At 65.3% G+C, this 18688-nt stretch carries 12 protein-coding genes; 2 read left to right on the top strand and 10 right to left on the bottom strand.

Annotated elements, in window-relative coordinates; translation table 11 throughout:
* Nucleotides 1-544 precede the first annotated feature (544 nt).
* On the top strand, nt 545-8263 hold the full coding sequence (locus tag ACYOEI_RS28260) for an FG-GAP-like repeat-containing protein (protein ID WP_462853003.1): 7719 nt from the start codon (nt 545-547) through the stop codon (nt 8261-8263).
* Nucleotides 8264-8540: 277 nt separating this feature from the next.
* Nucleotides 8541-9887, top strand: coding sequence for an MFS transporter (locus ACYOEI_RS28255; RefSeq protein WP_462853002.1), 1347 nt, complete (start codon nt 8541-8543; stop codon nt 9885-9887).
* Here the strand turns inward: ACYOEI_RS28255 and ACYOEI_RS28250 are convergent.
* The 10 genes from ACYOEI_RS28250 to ACYOEI_RS28205 form a co-directional block, all read right to left on the bottom strand.
* Complete coding sequence (locus ACYOEI_RS28250) at nt 9884-10477, bottom strand: DoxX family protein (RefSeq protein WP_462853001.1); 594 nt, start codon at nt 10475-10477, stop codon at nt 9884-9886. The two genes, ACYOEI_RS28255 and ACYOEI_RS28250, sit on opposite strands and share 4 nt — an antisense overlap.
* Before the next feature lie 38 nt (nt 10478-10515).
* Nucleotides 10516-11037 (bottom strand): pantetheine-phosphate adenylyltransferase, encoded by a 522-nt coding sequence (gene coaD, locus ACYOEI_RS28245; protein ID WP_462853000.1) that lies wholly within the window; start codon nt 11035-11037, stop codon nt 10516-10518.
* A 29-nt stretch (nt 11038-11066) separates the two neighbouring features.
* The gene (locus tag ACYOEI_RS28240; protein ID WP_462852999.1) at nt 11067-12212 is read right to left on the bottom strand and encodes an aminotransferase class V-fold PLP-dependent enzyme; all 1146 of its coding nucleotides are present in this window, start codon (nt 12210-12212) and stop codon (nt 11067-11069) included.
* Nucleotides 12213-12320: 108 nt separating this feature from the next.
* Nucleotides 12321-13478: an 8-amino-7-oxononanoate synthase gene (bioF, locus tag ACYOEI_RS28235; RefSeq protein ID WP_462852998.1), complete on the bottom strand. Its 1158-nt coding sequence runs from the start codon at nt 13476-13478 to the stop codon at nt 12321-12323.
* The gene (locus ACYOEI_RS28230; protein WP_462852997.1) at nt 13475-14788 is read right to left on the bottom strand and encodes a beta-ketoacyl-[acyl-carrier-protein] synthase family protein; all 1314 of its coding nucleotides are present in this window, start codon (nt 14786-14788) and stop codon (nt 13475-13477) included. Before ACYOEI_RS28230 ends, bioF begins: the two co-directional genes overlap by 4 nt.
* 136 nt (nt 14789-14924) lie before the next feature.
* Nucleotides 14925-15890 (bottom strand): biotin synthase BioB, encoded by a 966-nt coding sequence (bioB, locus tag ACYOEI_RS28225; RefSeq protein ID WP_462852996.1) that lies wholly within the window; start codon nt 15888-15890, stop codon nt 14925-14927.
* Between the two features lie 47 nt (nt 15891-15937).
* Nucleotides 15938-16138 carry a hypothetical protein gene (locus ACYOEI_RS28220; protein WP_462852995.1) on the bottom strand — a complete coding sequence of 67 codons (201 nt, stop codon included), beginning with the start codon at nt 16136-16138 and terminating at the stop codon, nt 15938-15940.
* Nucleotides 16135-16695, bottom strand: a complete 561-nt coding sequence (locus tag ACYOEI_RS28215) for an HYExAFE family protein (protein ID WP_462852994.1) — start codon at nt 16693-16695, stop codon at nt 16135-16137. Before ACYOEI_RS28215 ends, ACYOEI_RS28220 begins: the two co-directional genes overlap by 4 nt.
* Before the next feature lie 18 nt (nt 16696-16713).
* A complete protein-coding gene (locus tag ACYOEI_RS28210; RefSeq protein ID WP_462852993.1) occupies nt 16714-17430 on the bottom strand; it encodes a YkgJ family cysteine cluster protein in 717 nt (238 codons plus the stop codon).
* Nucleotides 17431-17572: 142 nt separating this feature from the next.
* Complete coding sequence (locus ACYOEI_RS28205; RefSeq protein WP_462852992.1) at nt 17573-18631, bottom strand: site-2 protease family protein; 1059 nt, start codon at nt 18629-18631, stop codon at nt 17573-17575.
* Between the last annotated feature and the right edge of the window lie 57 nt (nt 18632-18688).

Raw genomic sequence — 18688 nt, 5'->3', positions numbered from 1 at the left:
TCCGGCCAGGGGCAGCTCAAATTTTAATCACATGTTCATTATCTCAAACAGAGCACACGCCGGGGTCCTGGGCCGAGTCATTTGGATTTGATCGGCATTACGTTCGTGAAAATCAACACGACCTCTAACTAAGCCGTTCAGCGTACATATTTCGCAGATATCGCATTTTTCCCTAGACTCGGTCGTTTTGCTTCGATCTAATATGTGCCATAGAGAGCGCGGCGAGATCGTCAATACGTACCTGTGATTCGTACTGCTCATCGGCGACGTCTCTGGCCGGCTCATTCCTCCGAGTCTTCGAGCCGGGCGAGGGCCTCGACGCGGTTGTGATCGATCGATCGGGCCGGGTTTGGCGTCGCGAGACAGTCCGTTGTCACTCGTGGACTCGTCCGCGGGGAACACCACTCCATCGCGTTGACGGCGGAGCGAGGCCGGCGGCGCCGACGGTGAGGTGTTGCTCCACGTTCGCAATGTGTCATGACACCGGCCCATTGCCCAGCCTGGAACACCGCTGATCCCGCCTTGAGTTACACCGGACACACCGATGAACAAAGCCCTCCGGAAGCGGCTCGAGTCCGCGCAGAAGCTGTCCACGCGCCGAGTTGGGGCGCGACGCCCTCCTGCCCGGGCCTCCCTGGCTTTCGAGGGGCTTGAGGACCGGGTGACTCCGGCGGTGGTGACTCTCGGCCCCCTGCAATTCGAAGGGGATTTCACCTTCAACTCCGCCGCCTCGACATACACCGTCACGAACGGCGCGGATCTCGGGCTCACCCCGACCTCGGGAGAATCCTTCAAGCCGCTGTTGAGACTCGGCGGGTTAGTGTTCTTCTCCGACTCGGACAATAACCCGACGTCGACGTTCACCGTCAACGGGAACGTCGAGGTCGATATCGCCCCCGCGTCGGCCTCGTCGCCGATCCACCTCTGGACGGGGCTGAGCGACGTGACGATCGCGGCCGCCGACCTGCTCAACTCTTCGACAGGGGTCGCGCTCGCCTCGGGGGGGCTGCCGGTCACGATCGATAACGGCAGCGCGACGTTCACCCCGGACAACCTCCGGTTTTTCGACCCCGACGACGTCCCCGACACGTCCGACGCCGTGATCCGCCTGCAAGGGAAGGTGACGGTCGCTGACACCGACACAGAGCTGACGGGCCTGGCCGGGACGGTCTCGGGCAGCAGCCAGTTCGTGGTCGTCGACCCGGCCCCGGGGCTGGGGGCGGTGCCCGGCGTGCAGCAGATGACCGCTACGCTCAAGTCTTCATTCGAGCTGGCTGGCGTGGAATTCGGCTCGGCGGCATTCACGGCCAACTACGATCGTGCGGACAACGTGGGCGTCCGCGTCGGGGGACAGAGCATCACTTTCGGCCTGGAAGGGGTCGACGTGCACGTGGGCCTGAAGAACAACGGCATCGTCGTCAAGGACGGCGCCGTGGCCACGTTCCAATTGGGGGTGGTGGAGAGCTTCAACCTGTTGGGCTTGAAGATCGATCTGGGCTCCTCCAGCCACCCGCTGACGATCGACTTCGAGCCCGGGACGTCCTCGAAATCGTCGATATTCGCCATGTCCGGCGACGTGAAGGTCTCGACGGCTCAGCAGGCGGTCAGTTCCGTCAGCAACAAGGTGTTCGACACCGTCGCGGCCTCCTTCGTGGCCGACCCCAACACCGGCACGCCCGGGCTGGAGATCGTCGGCGGCCAGGTCGATACCCTCGATCTCACGATCTCCGGCGATATCGACCTGTTCGGGCTGATGGTCTCCCCCGAGGGCCTGAACATCGACTACACCCGCGCGACCGGGGACATGAAGCTCACCGGCGGGATCAGCGTGGAGGAGTTGTTCAAGGCGACCGCTACGTTCGGCGCCACCGGCAGCGCCGGCGGGGTCCACATCAATACCTCGACGGGCGCGGTGACCGTCGACAACCTCTCCCTGGCACTGACCAACGTCAACCTGGGGGTCTTCAAGATCGACGACCTGGAGGTCGACTACTCGGTCGACCCGACCACGCTCGTGACGCAATTCGACGTCACGCTGATGATGTCCTTCCCCGAGAACTGGCGAGTGGCCGGGGAAATCGCGTTCGAAGACGACAAGCTGCAGGAGATCTCCCTGGAATGGGACGGATCGAAGCAGGGGCGCATCCCCATCGGCGACACGGGACTATTCCTGGTCGGGATGGAGGCCACCGTCCAGAACATCGACCAACCCAGGGATTTGACCGTCTCGGGCGAGATCGTGGTCGAGTTCGGGAGCGAAGTGAAGATCTTCGGGCAGGAGTGCACCCTGTTCCGGGCCGTAGGGGGGTTCAGTGCCAACGAGGACGAATTGACCCTGGGCGCCGACGTGTGGCTGGGAGCCTTCACCGACGGCAACGGCAACACCACCGGCGTGCTGGGTACGGGCTCGGGCGAGATCGACCTGGACTGGAACGACCAGGTGTACTCCGCCGACGTGCATGCGTCGCTGCTGGATGGCACGTTTACTTATGACGCGAAATTCAACTTCGACAATGGCGGCGACCTTTGGATTGCCGTCGACGCCTCGGTGAACGTGCCGCACAGCGTGCCGCTCATCGGCGGCACCCACCTCGCCTCGATGGATTTCCGCTTCTCCTACCAGGAGGACCACCCGGAAAATAGCTATGTCGCCGCCTGGACGGACATCAACCTGGTGGTCACCTCGGTGGACATCGGCTTCGATTACACGTTCGACACCAAGTCGGTGAAGATCATCGGCAGTCACGACGTCTCGAAGCTCAGGAACGAGCCCACGAACGACCAGCCGTCGGTCTACTCGTATACACAGGAGTATGACGTCCCGAATGGCGCCACCAGCGCGAACCTATCGGTCAACTTCGCGCCCAACTCGGGGACCCAGACGATCAGCGTCAGCACCGACGGCGGCAAGACGTTCATCTCCGAGGACGACCCGAAGTTCGCGCAATTGGGCTTCACCAAGCTGACGCAACTGGATACGGCCACGTCGCGGAACATCAGCATCGTCGACCCGAGCAACAAGGACAATCCGCCGTCGGTGCCCCTCAAGCCGTCGGGCGGCAGCTACATCCTCAAGCTGACGAGCACCAACTACCAGTTCCCGCCGACCTCGGCGACAATCGATAGCATCACCGACGACGGCCATGGCAACACCCTGATCCATTTCTCGCAGTCGCTGGGCGACCTCAAGGTCGGGGATTTCTTCACCGTGAAGGGATCCGACATCTCCGGGTACAACGTGGAGCATGCGGTCAACGCCATTCTGGTCAACCAGACCGTGGTGACCGATCAGCCCTACTCGGCCGACTCCCAAGCGACGGCCACCGTCGGCGGCTGGGATTCACCGCATTTCTCGGCGACCTTCTACAACCCGCCCCCCGTGATCGGCCTGACCACCCCGTCCAATCCCCACGGCGACACGATCCAGGTGCCGATCCACGCCAAGGTCGACTCGGCGTTCACGAGCTCGACCACGATGGATCTCTACCTCGATACGGACTCCTCGGGCTACGACGGCAAGCGGATCGCCCGCAACGTCCCGTACCAGGTCGATTCGAGCGGGAACATCACCTCCCTCGCTTTGGCGACCCCCGGCAACTTGTTGCCTCGGATGTACTACGTGTATGCAGTCATCGACGACGGCACCAATACCCCCGTGTTCTCGGCCTATTCCGACGGCTTCACGACCGACTACGCGATCCAGGGGAGCGTGAACGAACAGAACGAGGTCGGCGAGCCCGACGTATCGGGCGAGGGAGAAGACGGCTGGACGGTCTTCATCGACGTGAACGACAACGGACGCCTCGACTCGAACGAGCCGGTCTCCGCCCCGACTTCCAACGGCGGCTTTTACGGGATCTCCGGCTGGGTCACCCAGAACATCTCCAGCATCACCAAGGACGCCAGCGGCAAGGCCTTGCTGACGTTCACTTCGCCGCTGCCCGCGGGGCTGACCGTCGGGCGGACCATCACCGTGTTGGGCAACACCACGGATTACGGCGGGGATCAGGTGGTCGACCAGATCCTCGGCCCGACGACCTTGTTGATCGAGAAGTCCTTCACGACCGGCATTAACGGCAGTGCCACGGTCGAAGTTCCCCAGGTGCCCGACGATACGCCGTTCAATGTCGTGCTCATCAATCCTTTGCCGGATTATTTCGACTTCGGCGTGAACGGCAACACCGAGTCCCGGACCTACGACGGGACCAACCCTAAAAACGCCGACTTCGTCGTGAACGAGAAGTCGGCCATCCAGGGGACGGTGTTTAATGACCTGAACGGGTCCCACCAGCGGGCGGGCCAGCCGGGCCTCGCGGGGTGGTTGGTATTCCTGGACCAGAACCAGAACGGCCGCCTCGATCCCGGCGAGGCTTACACCACGACTCGGAGCGACGGCAGCTACAATTTCGCCCCCTTCGCCGGACAGCAAGCCGGGACCTATCACGTGGTCGTAGTCCCGCCGGCCGGGGCGGCGGCCTTGTACACGTTCGAGAATGTCAACGGCACCTACGTCTACGACACGTCCAATAGCGCGAACGTCCACGGCGGCACCCTCGTCAATGGCCCGCAGATCGGCACGGCCGCGACGTTCGGCATCGACGCACGCCCTTTCAGCGGGCCCTCGAACAACGTCCTGAAGCTCAGCGGCAGCAACCAGTTCGTCGAGGTGGCGCAACACGACGACCTGGAGCCGGGCACCGGGGCTTTCTCCGCCGGGGCCTGGGTGCGTTTCACCACCGACACGGGCTTCAAGCAGATGATCGCCGGGTCCCAGTCGCCGCAAAGTCCCTTCGAAGGCTGGTCGCTGCTCGTCAGCTTCAACGACTTCTCGCGCAACGGCTCGGGCGATCGCAAGCTCTACCTCGACCTCCGCCAGGTCGGGACCGGGCAATCCGTCGGGGTCCGCGGCAATACATCGCTGGCGGACAACCAATGGTATTACGTGTCCTTCACGTATGACCCGAATGATACGGCATCACCGATCAAGCTCTACGTCAACGGCTACCTCGACGGCAGCGGCGGCGCGGGGGCCCTGTCGTCCCCCGATATCGCGACGACCGATCAGGTCAGCTTCGATCTCGGGAACCAAGGCGGGGACAGCCCCGCGTTTCCGATGGGAGGCTTCCTCGACGACGTGAGCGTGTGGGACACGGCCCTGAGCCCCTTTCAAATCCTGGCGCTGGCCGACGGAGGCATGACCCCGAGCTACTTCCAGACAAGCTTCGCACAGGGGCATACCGTAACGCTCGACGCGTCGGGCTACGACGTCCGGCAGACGGACGACTCGGGCACGCGGAATGACTTCGGGGCCCTGGCCTTCGCGACCGTCAGCGGCACGGTCCAGGGGAATACCTTGAACGCCGGGGGGAAGCTCGACCCGGCGACCCCGCTGGCCGGCTGGACCGTCCACCTGTTGCAGGACGGGAAGGTCGTCGCGACGGCCACCAGCCGGACGGACGGCAGTTACATCTTCACGAATCTCACCCCTGGCTCTTACACGATCCAGCAGACCGTGCCGGAGGGGTGGAGGCAGACTTCCCCCTTCACGTCCGATGCGCAATTTCAGCCCACCCCGCTCGACACGAGTGGCCTCGGGCACTGGGTCGTCTCCGCCGATTTCGACGGGGATGGCCACATCGATCTCGCCATCCCCTCGGTGCAATCGAAGGAAGTCGCGATCCTGTTCGGCAAGGGGGACGGGACCTTCTCCGCTCCCGTCGAGTACGCGATCGGCTTCACGAACGCCGCCCAGATCAAGGTGGCCGACCTGAACGGCGACGGGCGGCCCGACCTCGCCGTGCTCAGCCCGAACGGCGTGGTCGACGTTTTGTTCAACCAGGGCGGGACGAATCGCTCCGCCCTGCTGAGCACGACCTCCGGCCTGTGGCAGCTCGGGGCGAGTCAGGCGTTCGACATGGCCACGGGCGATTTCAACCACGACGGACTGGACGAGCTGGCCGTCCTCTACATCCCGTCCGGGCAGTCGAATACGGCCGAGCGCATCGCCCTGCTGCACCTCGGCGCCGCGCCGGTACTCGTCGCGTCTCCCGTGGGCACGAGCCGGGCGCTGGCCGTCGGCGACATGAATAACGACGGGAACCTGGACCTGGTGACGAGCGGTCCCTCCCCGCAGCTCACGCTCGGCGCGGCCGAGCTATTCGGCGACGGCACGGGTTCATTCAAGAGCGTGAATATCATCAATTTCACGCCCGTCAGCGAATCTCCGACGGCAGTCGGGGACATCAACGGGGACGGCCGACTCGACGTGGTGTTCTCCACCACCGGGGCCTTCTTCTACGCCCTGCAGGATGCGACGGGATCCTTTCCCGCGGACGTTCTTACTTATCTCCAACTCCCCACGCCCGTCCCGACCGACATCGGCGCCTCCGTGGAGAGTTCCGGGTCCATCGCCCTGGCGGACTTCGACGGCGACCTGAAACCCGACCTTGTCGCTCTCCCCCTCTCGTCCCGGGTGGTCAATGTTTACCCGAATCAGGGGGGCGTCAATGGATATTATCTCGACCGCATCAACCCCTCGCTCATCACCCTGAGTGATTCTTCGTACTGGACCCTCGTGGCGGCCGACGTGAACGGCGACGGCCTCAACGACCTCGTGGTCACGGACTCCAACGCATCGACCGGCGCGTCGTTCGTGCTGCTCAACAAAAGCCCGGTGAACCAACCGTTGGCGATCCTCGTCACCACGGGGCAGAACGCCACGGTCAACTTCACGAGTTCGCAACTCGCCCCGAACTTGGCCACCCCGTCCGCACAGATCACGGGCGTGGTCTTCGACGACGCCAATGGCGACGGCAAGCGTGAGGCCGGCGACGTCCCGAGGGAGGGGGCCGTCGTCTACCTCGACCTCAACCGGAACGGCAAGCTCGACCCCTCGGAGCCCTCGATGACGACGCTGGCTGGCGGGGCCTATCGGTTCGGCGGCCCGGCCGGGTCGGGCGCCCACCTGCCCGACGGCGAGTATCAGGTGCGCATCGCGGACGAGACCGGGAGGATCCGCACCTCAGGCCGGCAAGGCTACGAGGTTCGTCTGGTAGGCGGCGTGCCCGAACCTTCGGGGCTCCGGCTCTTAGACTTCGGCACCGCCGTCAACCAGAGCCCGGTGCTGACCGGTGTGAGCACCTCCGGCCCCGTCGTCGAAGGCCAGACGATGGCCCTCTCGGCGACATTCGTCGATCGGGATTCCCAAGGCGCCGACGTTGCCCTGATCTCGTGGGGTGACGGCACCTCGAGCTACGGACAGATCACCGAGGCGAATGGGGCGGGTACCGTCTCCGCGAGTCACGTTTACTCCGGAGGAGGATACTACGAGGTCTTCGTGATCATGAACGACGGCTCCGACCTGACGATCGGTGGGATGGCGGGGCCGGTCGTCGCGACCGTGATTGGTGCAGGCGTCCACGCCGGAGTCCTTCGGGTCGTCGGCACCGACGGCCCTGACAAGGTCATGATTTCCAACCAGGATGGCGCCGGGCTTCAAGTGACGGCCACTTTCCTCCCGAATGGGAGTAAGACGTTCGACGCGTCGGGGATCGGGTCGATCGAGGTGTTCTTGCTCGGAGGCGACGACCGCGCCCAGATCGGCCCGGGAGTCGGCGTGCAGGCCCTCATCGACGGTGGCGACGGCAACGATTGGCTCAAGGGGGGGTCCGGCCCGGCGATCCTTCGTGGCGGGAACGGCAATGACATCCTGACGGCCGGCATCGGCTCGGCGATACTGCTGGGGGGAGCGGGTGACGACCACCTGACTGGAGGCCCGGGCCGGGATATCCTCATCGGCGGGCAGGGGGCCGACGTGCTCGATGGGAAGGCACGCGACGATTTCTTCATCGGCGGCAGTACCCGTTATGACGATGCGCTCGATTCCCTGCTCTCATTATGGGACGAGTGGAAGTCGGGACGCGACCTCGCGACCCGAGTCGCCAACATCCTGGGCGAGGGGAGCGGCCCCCGGGCGAATGGTGACGTCTTCCTCCGGGCTTCGGGGCCTGACGCCACGGTGGTCGACGACGGTGCAAGGGACGTGCTGAGGGGCGGTCCGGGACGGGATGTTTTCTTCGCCACTCTGACCGGCGCGGCTAGGGACAAGATCATCGACCAAAGCGGCCGAGATCTTCGCCGAGCCTTACTCGCCAGCCGGAGGCCCATGCTGAGACAATTCCCTCGGCGAGGGATGGCCCGGTTGGCCCACTGGGCGCACGCCCATAGACTCCCTCACCCCAAGCCGCACCCGCGACCGCATTGACGTTGCGTTTGCGACCCTGCTCCCTCTCGAGGGACGGTACGACAACGCCACACGCCGGGTCGTATGATCGGCTCTCGTCGCAGGACGAGAATCGCCCCGGTCGTTGGAACACTCTTGCTCAACCCTCGTCGAAAGCCGACGAGCCGGAGTGCCCCAGCGACTGGGGGATGATCGTCTCAAATTCCCCGAGGGATTCCGCACGTTTGCTTCGCGCGCGGCACGTGGCTATCTTGGTCCCTCACCTTCGACACACCCATCCGAGGCGAGGCCGAACACGATGGAAACCCTCTCCGATGAGATCGCGCAGGGGCCGTCGCGCGCCGGCGCCACCCGCATGCGTTTCGCCGTCCTCGGCGCGGCATGCGGCCTGGCGTTGGTGACCTACGTCCATCGCCTCGGGTTCGCCGTCGGGGCTCCTGACCTGAAGAGGGAGCTCCACCTCGACGACGAGCAGATGGGTTACCTGCTCGCGGCTTTCTTCTGGGCGTACGGCGGGTTCCAGATCCTCGGCGGTTGGCTCGGCGATCGGCTCGGCGTGAGGCACCTCCTCACCTTGATGGTCCTCGCCTGGTCGCTCGTGACGGGCGCGATCGCCCTCGTGGTCTTCCTGCCCGGGCGAGAGCTCCAGTTCGGATTCCTGCTGACTTTACGATTTCTCTTCGGCGCGTTCCAGGCCGGCGGATTCCCGCTCCTCTCGCGGATCAACGCCGACTGGGTGCCGGTGACACTGCGGGGGACGTCGCAAGGGTTGGTCTGGATGTCGAGTCGGATCGGCGGGGCCTTGATTCCGTTCATCCTCACGCCGATGTTCCAGCGACTCGGGACCTGGTGGCCATTCTGGTGGCTGGCCGTGGTCGGGTTCGTGTGGTGCGTGGCCTTCTGGCCCTGGTTCCGGAACCGGCCCGAGGATTCGACGTTGGTAAATGCGGCCGAGCTCGCGTTGATCGTCGGGGACAAGGACAGGGGCACGCGTGCGCCGTCGAAGGCGACGATCCCTTGGGCTCGCTTCCTCAGTTCGCGAAGTGTCTGGGCACTCTGTTTGGCTTATGGCTGCATGGGGTTCTCGTCGAACTTCTTCATCGGTTGGTTGCCCTCCTACCTGCGCGACCAGCGGGGCTTCTCCCCCGAGATGACCAAGTGGCTCACGAGCTTGCCGCTGGCGTGCGGGGCGTTGGCCTGTCTCTGGGGAGGGACCCTGTCGGACTTCATCGTCCGTCGAACGGGAAACCTCGCGTGGGGACGACGCCTGAACGGCACGATCAGCCTGACGATCGCCGCCGTGGCCTTCGGCTCGACCATCGTCGTCCGCGACCCGACCTTGTTGGCGGTCCTGCTTTGCCTGACCTTCGCCTGCAGCGACCTGTCGATGGCCCCCGCCTGGGCGGCCTGCGCGGACATCGGCGAGCGGTCTGCGGGGACGCTCGGCGGCGCGATGAACATGATGGCGAACGTCGGAGGTGCGGTCGCCGCGATGGTCACCGGTTCTCTTTTCAAACATGACCAGGCGAACCTGGTTTTCCTCATCTGCTCGGCCGTTTACCTCATCGGCAGTCTGAGCTGGCTCAACGTGGACGCGACGAAGTCCCTGACGACCGGGGAAGCTCGCCCCTCGGCGGCTCACTAGTTCCCATGATCCTCGGACCTTGCTTGGGATGTTGCGGCCCGCTCCCCGGTGGAAAGCGCAGGGAGGGGCTCCGCGGAAACGTCCCGGGCGGGCGGCGCCTCCGTCCTTGTCGGGTCCTCCGACTCCTCAAGGACGTCGTTTCGCTTGAAAACGAGGCTATCGAACGACCAAGGAGACGCCCCCGAGGGTGAGAGCCAGAGGACGGCCGCAATCAGTAGCAGGTGGCTCGCCATCCCGGGCTCGAAATAGGGGAAGGTCGACCACCTCCCGCGGATGAGGGCACTCCCTCCCATGGCATTGCCACCGATATTGATCGCGGTCTGGATGAATGGGCTGAGCAAAATATAAAGACCCGCACAGATGGCCGACGGCGTCGTGAACACGCCCAGCATGAGCGCCAGGCCGAGGATGATTTGCAAGTAGGGAAGGGTCGACGGATACCCCGGAGGGAAGATGTCCGCCAGGATGGCGAGATAGTCATTCAACCCCTGGTTGAAGATCGAGGAGCCCAGGCCGGCCCGGAGGAGAAACAGGGCGAAAGCCTTCGTCTTCGGTTCTGGCGGATGCGTCGGGTTGGGTATCCGCGACATCGGTCGACTCCTGCGGCGAGCGAGCCGCCTCCTTCGCGTCAGCTCGGCGGGGTCCCTTGCATCTTGGCGAGGATCGGGCCAACCAGCTCCTCCGGGACGAATCGGCCCAGCGCCTCGGCCCCGCCAAATCGAGCCACCTGCTTGATCAGGGAGCTTGAGACGTGGGAATACTCGCCGTCGGCCATGAGGAAGACGGTCTCGATGAACGGGTCGAGGCACTGATTCGTCAGCGACATGCCGAATTCATATTCCATGTCCGAGAGCGTCCGGACCCCGCGAAGGATGACCCGGCCTCCGATCCGGCGGACGAAGTGGACGGCCAGGCCGTCGAAGGATTCCACCGAGACATTCTCGTAAGACGAGACCACGCGACGCGCCAGCTCGACGCGTTCGTCGACGTTGAAGAGCAAGGCCTTGTTCGGGTTCACGCCGATGCCGACGACCACGTGTTCGAACAATAGTCGTCCCCGCCGGATCACGTCGAGATGCCCGAGGGTGAGCGGGTCGAACGTGCCCGTGAAGACGGCGGTGCGCGAAGGGTCGGACGTGCGAGGTTCCATGAGTCTCATCGGTTCGAGTGGGGGAGCCGTCATGGATCGAGGGTCCCGACGGACTCGAGCCCGCATTTCAGCCGGGCGAGGTCTTCACCGTTATTATAGACATGCGGGCTGATCCGGAGGCGACCCCTCCGACATGCCACCACGACGCCCTTGATCCGGAGTGCCCGAGCGACGGCGTCGGGGTCGACTCCATCGCGGTGGAGGGCCACGATCCCGGCGGTGTCACCGGGCCGGGTCGATCCCACGACCGACCACCCCGCCGAAGTAGCGAGCTCTCGGACCGCCTCGGCCCTGTCGAGGATCCGGCGCGAGACGGCCTCCCGGCCGATCTCCAGGAGGAGTTCGAGGCTGGCGCCAAAGGCCTGGAGTCCCGGCATGATGAACGAGCCTCCCTCCCAACGCTGGGCGTTCGGCTTGAGAGTGAAGTTGTTGGTCGGGGCGTTGTACGAGCCGACGACGCTGTGCCAACCGACGCCGAGCGGCCGGAGCCGCTCAATCCACTCGCGACGTACGAAAAGGAATCCGGCCCCCTCCGGCCCGAGGAGCCACTTGTGCCCGTCGGCGGCGAGGAAGTCGATGGGGGTCCGCTTCATGTCCACGACGAGCGGCCCGACCCCCTGGATCCCGTCGACGAACAGGGCCACGCCCCGCACGTGGCAGAGCTCGACCAGCGCATCGAGGTCATTCCGGAATCCCGACGCGAATTCGACGTGGCTGATCGTGAGCACTCGCGTCGAGTCGTCGATCGCCGCGGCGAGGTCGCGGAGCCAGACCCGCCCGTTGCGGCTCGGGACGGTCCGCAGGGTGACGCCCCGGCTGGCCAGATTCATCCAAGGATACAAATTCGACGGATATTCTTCCTCGGCCGTGACGACGTTGTCGCCCGCGCGCCAGGGGAACCCTTCCGCGACGAGGCCGATCCCCTGGGTCGTGCTGCCGACGAAGGCGATTTCCTCGGGATCGGCGTTGATCAGCGTCGCGACGTGCCGCCGGATCGACTCGATCTTCGTCCCCCAGACCGGCCAGTTTACGACCCCGTTCCGCTCCTGGTCGTCGATCCAGCCGCGAAGAGCCTGGCCCGAGCGTCGGGGCAGGGGGGCGACCGCCGCGTGGTCGAAGTAGGCCCACCGTTCCGACACGGGGAATTCGGCCCGTCGCAGTGCGTCCCAGTCCAAGGTCAGCGTCCTCCGGTCGGCGTCCGGGTTCTCGGGCGAACGTACAGAGTAGCGATTGGGGATCGACGGGACCATCCCGTAGATGATGAGTCGGATCGAGAACAGGACTCAGGCCCGGAGGGCGTCGAGCAAGGCCCGGACGTCCTCCTCGGTGTGCGAGGCCGTGAGGCTGATCCGGAGCCGAGAGGTCCCCGCGGGCACCGTCGGCGGCCGGATCGCCGGGACGAGAAATCCGGAGCCCTTGAGCCGTTCGGCGAACGAGAGGGCCCGTCCCGGGGGACCGAGAAGGACTGGTACGATCGGCCCCGTCGACGAGCCGACGTCGAACCCGCCCTCCTTCAGGCCCGACCGGAGGAGTTCCCCGAGAGCATAAACCCGCGAACGCCGCTCAGGTTCCGAGACCGAAATCACCAGCGCCTCGCGAGCCGCGGCAGCGGCTGCGGGGGGGAGAGAGGTCGAATAGACGAAGGTCCGTCCTCGGTTGATGATCCAGTCGATGAGCCGTCGCGAGCCGGCGACGAAGCCCCCCACCGAGCCGAGGGCCTTCGACAGGGTACCCACGCGGACGTGGACTCGGTCGGAAACCCCGCATGCGGACGACGACCCTCGCCCGTCGGGTCCGCAGACGCCGGTCCCGTGAGCTTCGTCGACGAGGAGGATCACCTCGAACTCGTCGGCCAGGCCGCAAAGCTCGGCGATCGGGGCGAGGTCGCCGTCCATGCCGAAGACGCCGTCGGTCGCGATCATCGAGCGACGGTACCGCCCTCGGTCGCGTCGCAGGATGCTCGCGAGCCGACCGACGTCGTTGTGGGGATAGACGCGCAGGCTTGCACCGGCGAGCCTCGCGCCGTCGACCAGGCTGGCGTGGTCGAGTCGGTCGAGGTACACCGCATCTCCCCGTCCGACGAGGGCCGAAATCGCCCCCAGATTCGCGGCGAACCCCGAGGAGAAGAGCGCGACGGCCTCCGCCTTCTCGAAGCGGGCGAGGTCCTCGACCAGGTCATGGTGGGCCTTACTCCACCCCGTGACGAGCGAGGCGGCCCCGGCGCCCCACCCGAACCTCTCGGCCGCCTCTCGGGCCGCGGCCACGACCCGGGGATCGCACGCGAGGCCGAGGTAGTCGTTCGAGCCGAAGTTGATCAGGACCTGACCATCACGTTCCAACCGCCCGGACAACGCGGAGTCGTTCGGGACGAGCCGGCGCTCCAGCCCGCGTTCGGCCCAATCCGCCGACTCGGCGTCGATCCAGGCGAGGGGATCACTCACGCGGCACTCCCGGGCCCTCGTCGGGGACCTTCAGGACTGCGGAGCACGGCCGAGGCGAGATGCCCCCCGAAGCCGATCGAGAGCTTGAGCGCCGAGCGGATCTCAAGGTGTCGGCCCTGATGGGGCGTGCCGTCGAGGTCGCATTCGGGGTCGGGGTCGTCGAGGTTCAAGGTCGGCGGGACGAAGCCGTCTCGGATCGACAGGCAAGTGATCGCCAGTTCCGCGGCCCCCGCGGCCCCGAGGAGATGCCCGATCTGGCTCTTGTTCGCCGAGCAGGCGACTCGCCCCGCGTGCGTCCCGAGCGCCCGGCGAAGGGCCTTGCACTCGAGCGGGTCGTTGGCCCGCGTCGCCGTGCCGTGGACGTTGACGTGATCGACCTCGCCGGGGTCGACCTGAGAAATCGTCAACGACCGGCCGATGACCGCGGCCAGGCCGCTCGGGTCGGGGTTGAGGTCGGTCTCGTGGAAGGCATCCGCCCCGAGGGCTCCCCCGGCCACCTCGACGTAGGCGAGGACACCCCGCTCGGCCGCGTGCTCGAGCCTCTCGAGCACGAGGATCGCCCCGCCTTCGCCCACGACGAACCCGGAACGCCCACGATCCCAGGGTCGGACGACGGACATCGGATCCTCCGACGGATGAGCCAATGCCCTCATCTTCCGAAACGCCGCGAGCAGGACAGGCTCGAGCGATGCGTCCACACTCCCCGCCAGCACGACGTCGCAGACTCCTCGACGGATCAGGTCCGCCCCTTGAATCAGGGCGACCAACCCCGTCGCACAGGCCGCCACCGGCGCCACGCTCGGCCCTCGCAGGTCGAACCGCCTCGCCACGAAGCTCGCCCCGCCGTTCGGCCAGCTCCGTTGCCAGCAATGTCCCAAGGTCGGCCCATCCGCCCCTTCCGCAAGCAAGTGGCGGTGGGCGAGCGAAAGGCTACGAATCCCCCCCTTGCTGAGCCCGATCAACGTGGCCGCTCGCTCGGGGTCGAAGTTGAATGGAGAGTTCGACAACGCTGCGTCGTCCCAGGCCTCGTCGGCCGTCTTGGCGAGCAGGTCGTACACGGGATCGCCACCCGCCTCGACCGAGGTCGGGGCCGGACATCCCAGGGGATAGGGATAGTCGGAGTTCCTCTCGGTCCCCTCCAGCATTCGGACCGCCGAGCGGCCCGACCGGATCGCCCCCCATGACTCCTCGCGGAAGCCACGCGCGAGCCCTACGCGGTTCAGGCCCGTGACGAGGCCAATGCCCGTCACGACGACGCGCGTGCGACCGTCGGAGGGTGTGCGGCGTGGGGAGACATCAGTGGAGGCCACGGGTTGGTCTCGATTTCGGCAGCTCAACGCATCGAGACACAAAGACACGATTGGGCGAAGGCCCGTTCGGGACGCGGCTTCGTCCTCGCACCGTCCTTCGCCCCGACGACTCACAGAAACGCGGTGGCGCGTCCCGTCAGATCGCGACGTCGAGCGGCCTCGGTTTCAACCCGAGGACATCGAAGAGGCGTTCGTCGCGACTGGTGCCCGGGTTCGGTGTCGTGAGGAGCTTGTCGCCGGCGAAGATCGAGTTCGCGCCGGCGAGGAAGCAGAGGGCCTGGTCGGTTTCACTCATGTGTATCCGTCCCGCCGAGAGTCGGACCATCGACGCGGGCATCAGGATCCGAGCGGTGGCGATGGTACGGACCATGTCCCAGATCTCGACCTGGGGCCGCCCTTCGAGCGGCGTCCCTTCGACGGAGACCAACGCATTGATCGGGACCGATTCCGGGGGCTCGGGCATGCTCGCGAGGGTGTGCAGGAGGCCGATGCGGTCGTCCTCGGTCTCACCCATGCCGACGATCCCGCCGCAGCAGACCGAGATCCCCGCGCCCCGGACGTGATCGAGGGTCCTCAGGCGATCCTGGTACGTGCGGGTGGAGATGATGTCGCCGTAGAACTCTTCGGACGAGTCGAGGTTGTGGTTGTAGGCGTCGAGCCCCGCCTCCTTGAGCCGTCGGGCTTGCCCTTCGCTCAACATTCCCAGGGTGCAACAGGCCTCCATCTCGAGGGCCTTGACGCCCCGGACCATCTCGAGGACCCGATCGAACTGGGCGTTGTCGCGGACCTCGCGCCAGGCGGCTCCCATGCAGAACCGCGTCGCGCCGTCGGCCTTGGCACGTTGGGCGGCCTCGAGGACATCGCCGACATCCATCAGTCCCTGGGCCTTGACCTCGGTGTGGTATCGGGCGGCCTGGGGGCAGTATCCGCAGTCTTCGGGGCATCCCCCGGTCTTGACGGAGAGCAAGACGCAGACCTGGACGTGCGACGGGTCGTGGTATTTGCGGTGAACCTCGGCCGCCCGGAAGATGAGGTCGAGGACAGGGGTCCGATAGATCGACGCGACCTCGGATCGCGACAACAGGGTGGTGGAGGCCGTCATCGTCGAGGGTACCTGGGGTAGAAGTGGAACGAGGGCACGCGGGCGACTCAGCGCCGGGCCGACTTGCAAATGACGAAGATCGCCCCGCCGGCCAAGAAGCCCGTGGCGACGTAGCCCGGCACCGGGTCGCCGGTCCCTTCCTCGGCGGGGGCCCCTTCCGCGGGCGCGGGGGCCTGGGCGTTGGCGGAGGGGGCGAAGACGACGAACAGGCTCGTCGCCAAGAGGGCGGGGGCAAACCAGCGGATCATCGGTCACGCTCCTTGAGCGGTTTCGGTCGTTTCGGGGCTTCGATCGTCATGGGCAACCACTCTCGCAAGGGCCTCACTCGTCGACGGAAGGCCGCCCGAGCCATCGCCACGGCCTTCCAGGCCGGCCCTCTCGAGCGGAGGTGGGCGATGTAGTCGTCGAGCCCGACCCCCCAGAATCGATACTCGAGCCCTCGGAACTCGAACGACCCGTTCTCTCGAGGGAGCGGGAAAGGGAGGATGGGCTCGGCGTAGGCGAAGACCAGGATCGCCCGAAAGCCCGGCCCGAACATCTCCTGCCAGCAGGCCAGGCCATCCAGGTCGTCGGTCGTGACCCAGTTCTCCCAGGGGCGTCGTCCCCTCGCGTTCTTCCCGCGCTTCCCTTTCACCTCAACCACGAGGTTGGGGCCGCAACGAGGATACAGCAGAAAGTCGGGGTTCTTCACCCCCTCTTCGCCGAAATAGGGGCGTTTGGCTTCGTCGACGGCGACGCAGGGGATCCGGATCGACCGGACGTAGGTCTCGAAGGCGGCTTCGTAATGATTCGCGCGGTTGGCCATCGCCTCAATCGTCCCGAATCAGCCCAGCGTGACGTCCGGAATCGCCGCTCCCTTCCGTCGACGGGTCAGGCGAGCGGGAAGCACGGCCTCCGCATATTCCCATAACTGTTCGGATGTTTCAAAAGTTTTCTGCGCGTGATGGACCCCCGGGTCGGCCGGTCTCGTGCCCTCCTTGCCTTTCACGAACAGGGTCCACTGTCCCCCTTTGACCGTGACGTACGTCCGAAGATGCGCGAGATACCACCGTACGGCGTCGAAGTCGTCCCACGTCTTGGGGGCCTCGATGGCGATCGTCATCGGACCAGAAGGATCGCCCGCACTCTCGACCTCGCGCTCAACCCCCCGGACAGTCCTCGGGGCAGGCAAGAGCGCCTCGGCGTACTCTCGGAGTTGCTCAACCGTCTCGAAAACCTTCTCGAACGACCAGTCGGTGTCGTATTCGCATTCGGCCGTCGTGTACTCGCGGCAGACCTTCGGTCGATCGAAGTAGACCTTGCAACGGTTATCGTTGGCGAGGTACTTGCAGACCGTCATGACCACGAGGTACCACGTCCCCTTTTCCACGTAGACGAGGGTCTCCCCGTGGGAAAGGTAACGTATGATCCGGTCGTAGTGCTTCCGGTTGACCGGTGTGTTGATCGGCAAGGAGAAGTAGCGGCAACACTTCCCCGTGCAGTGGTTGCACAGGCAGTCGCCGGGTTCCAGGTCTTCGCGGCGAATGATCGGTAGGCTCACTACGGCAACCTCAGGCGGGCGGGGACGATCCCAACAAAGTCACCAAGAATCACAAATAAATCAAAAAGATCTTTTGATTCCAAATCTTCTTCGTCTTCTTTGTGCCTTTGTGGCGAATCCTGTTCGACCCGATTCCGGCGTCTCAATCACTCGCCTTGGGGCGATTCCGGTACTTGGCGCTGACGCGAAGAAGGAAGCGATGTTCTTCGTCGGACAGGGAATGCCGCCCGTCCCGATGGAGCTTCTCGAGGATTTCGTCCATGCGTCGTTCTTCGGCCGCCTCGCGGGCCATGCGACGCTGCCGTCGTGAGTCGGACCGTCGTCGACGCCAGCGTTTGAGGGCACTCTCCCGGTAGGGTCGGACCTTGGCCGCACTCCCTTCAAGGCTCGTGTACCCTTCGGAGAAGTCGTAACCGAAGACCCCGTCGTCGAAAAATCCACCGTCTTCGAGCATCCGGGCTTCCGACCGAACGATCAGCTCGATCAGGATCGCCAGGCCGATCAGCGTCACGCCGTCGACGTTTTGCTGGACCAGCCGGATCATGCCGGCGATCCCGAGGATCGCCGCGAAGGTCCTCGCGGTATAAGGGGCGAGCAAACCGTCCTTCGCCTGCGTCATCGACGAGTTGGCCAGGTACGTCCGCAGCGCCCGCCCCATGTCGAAGGGTAATGCAGGGATGAGGTTGGCGAGGAGGAGAACGTAGTTCAGGTAGCCGAACCAGCCGACGAACCAGATCATCGACCAGGCCGTGGCCTTTTTATCGCCGATCCAAGGGGCACCCGAATCTTCCGGATTGCCGAAGGGATGCCAGACGAACTGCGCATCGGCGAGCCACAATCCCCCGACCGTCGCGATGACGACCAGCAAGTTCGCCGCCAGGCCGCCGAAGGCGACCCCAACGGACTCGTTCGATCGCGAGGCGACCGAGGCGCCGACCATGTTTCCGAGCGGCCAGAGGCGAACCTCGTCGGGTTCGACTCCGACCCAGGAGGCGGCCAGCGCGTGACCGATCTCGTGGACGATGAGGGCCAGCAGCAGCAGCCCGATCCAGCAGGCCGTGTGCTCGAATCGCGACGACGAAAACGCCGCGCTCAACAACTCGAGAAAGACGAAGATCGCCAGAGATATGTGGACGCGGACTTCGGTCCCGAACCAACGGCCCAGGCTGATTGGAGACCACAGCAACGGATCGGTCATCATCTGCCACCCGTGGTGGGTTGCGGACGTCGAATCGGAAGGAACCCGCTCTCCGGTTGA

The sequence above is a fragment of the Singulisphaera rosea genome (assembly GCF_054877945.1).
Note: the sequence above shows the minus strand (reverse complement) of the source record. Positions and strands in the feature narration are given on the sequence as shown.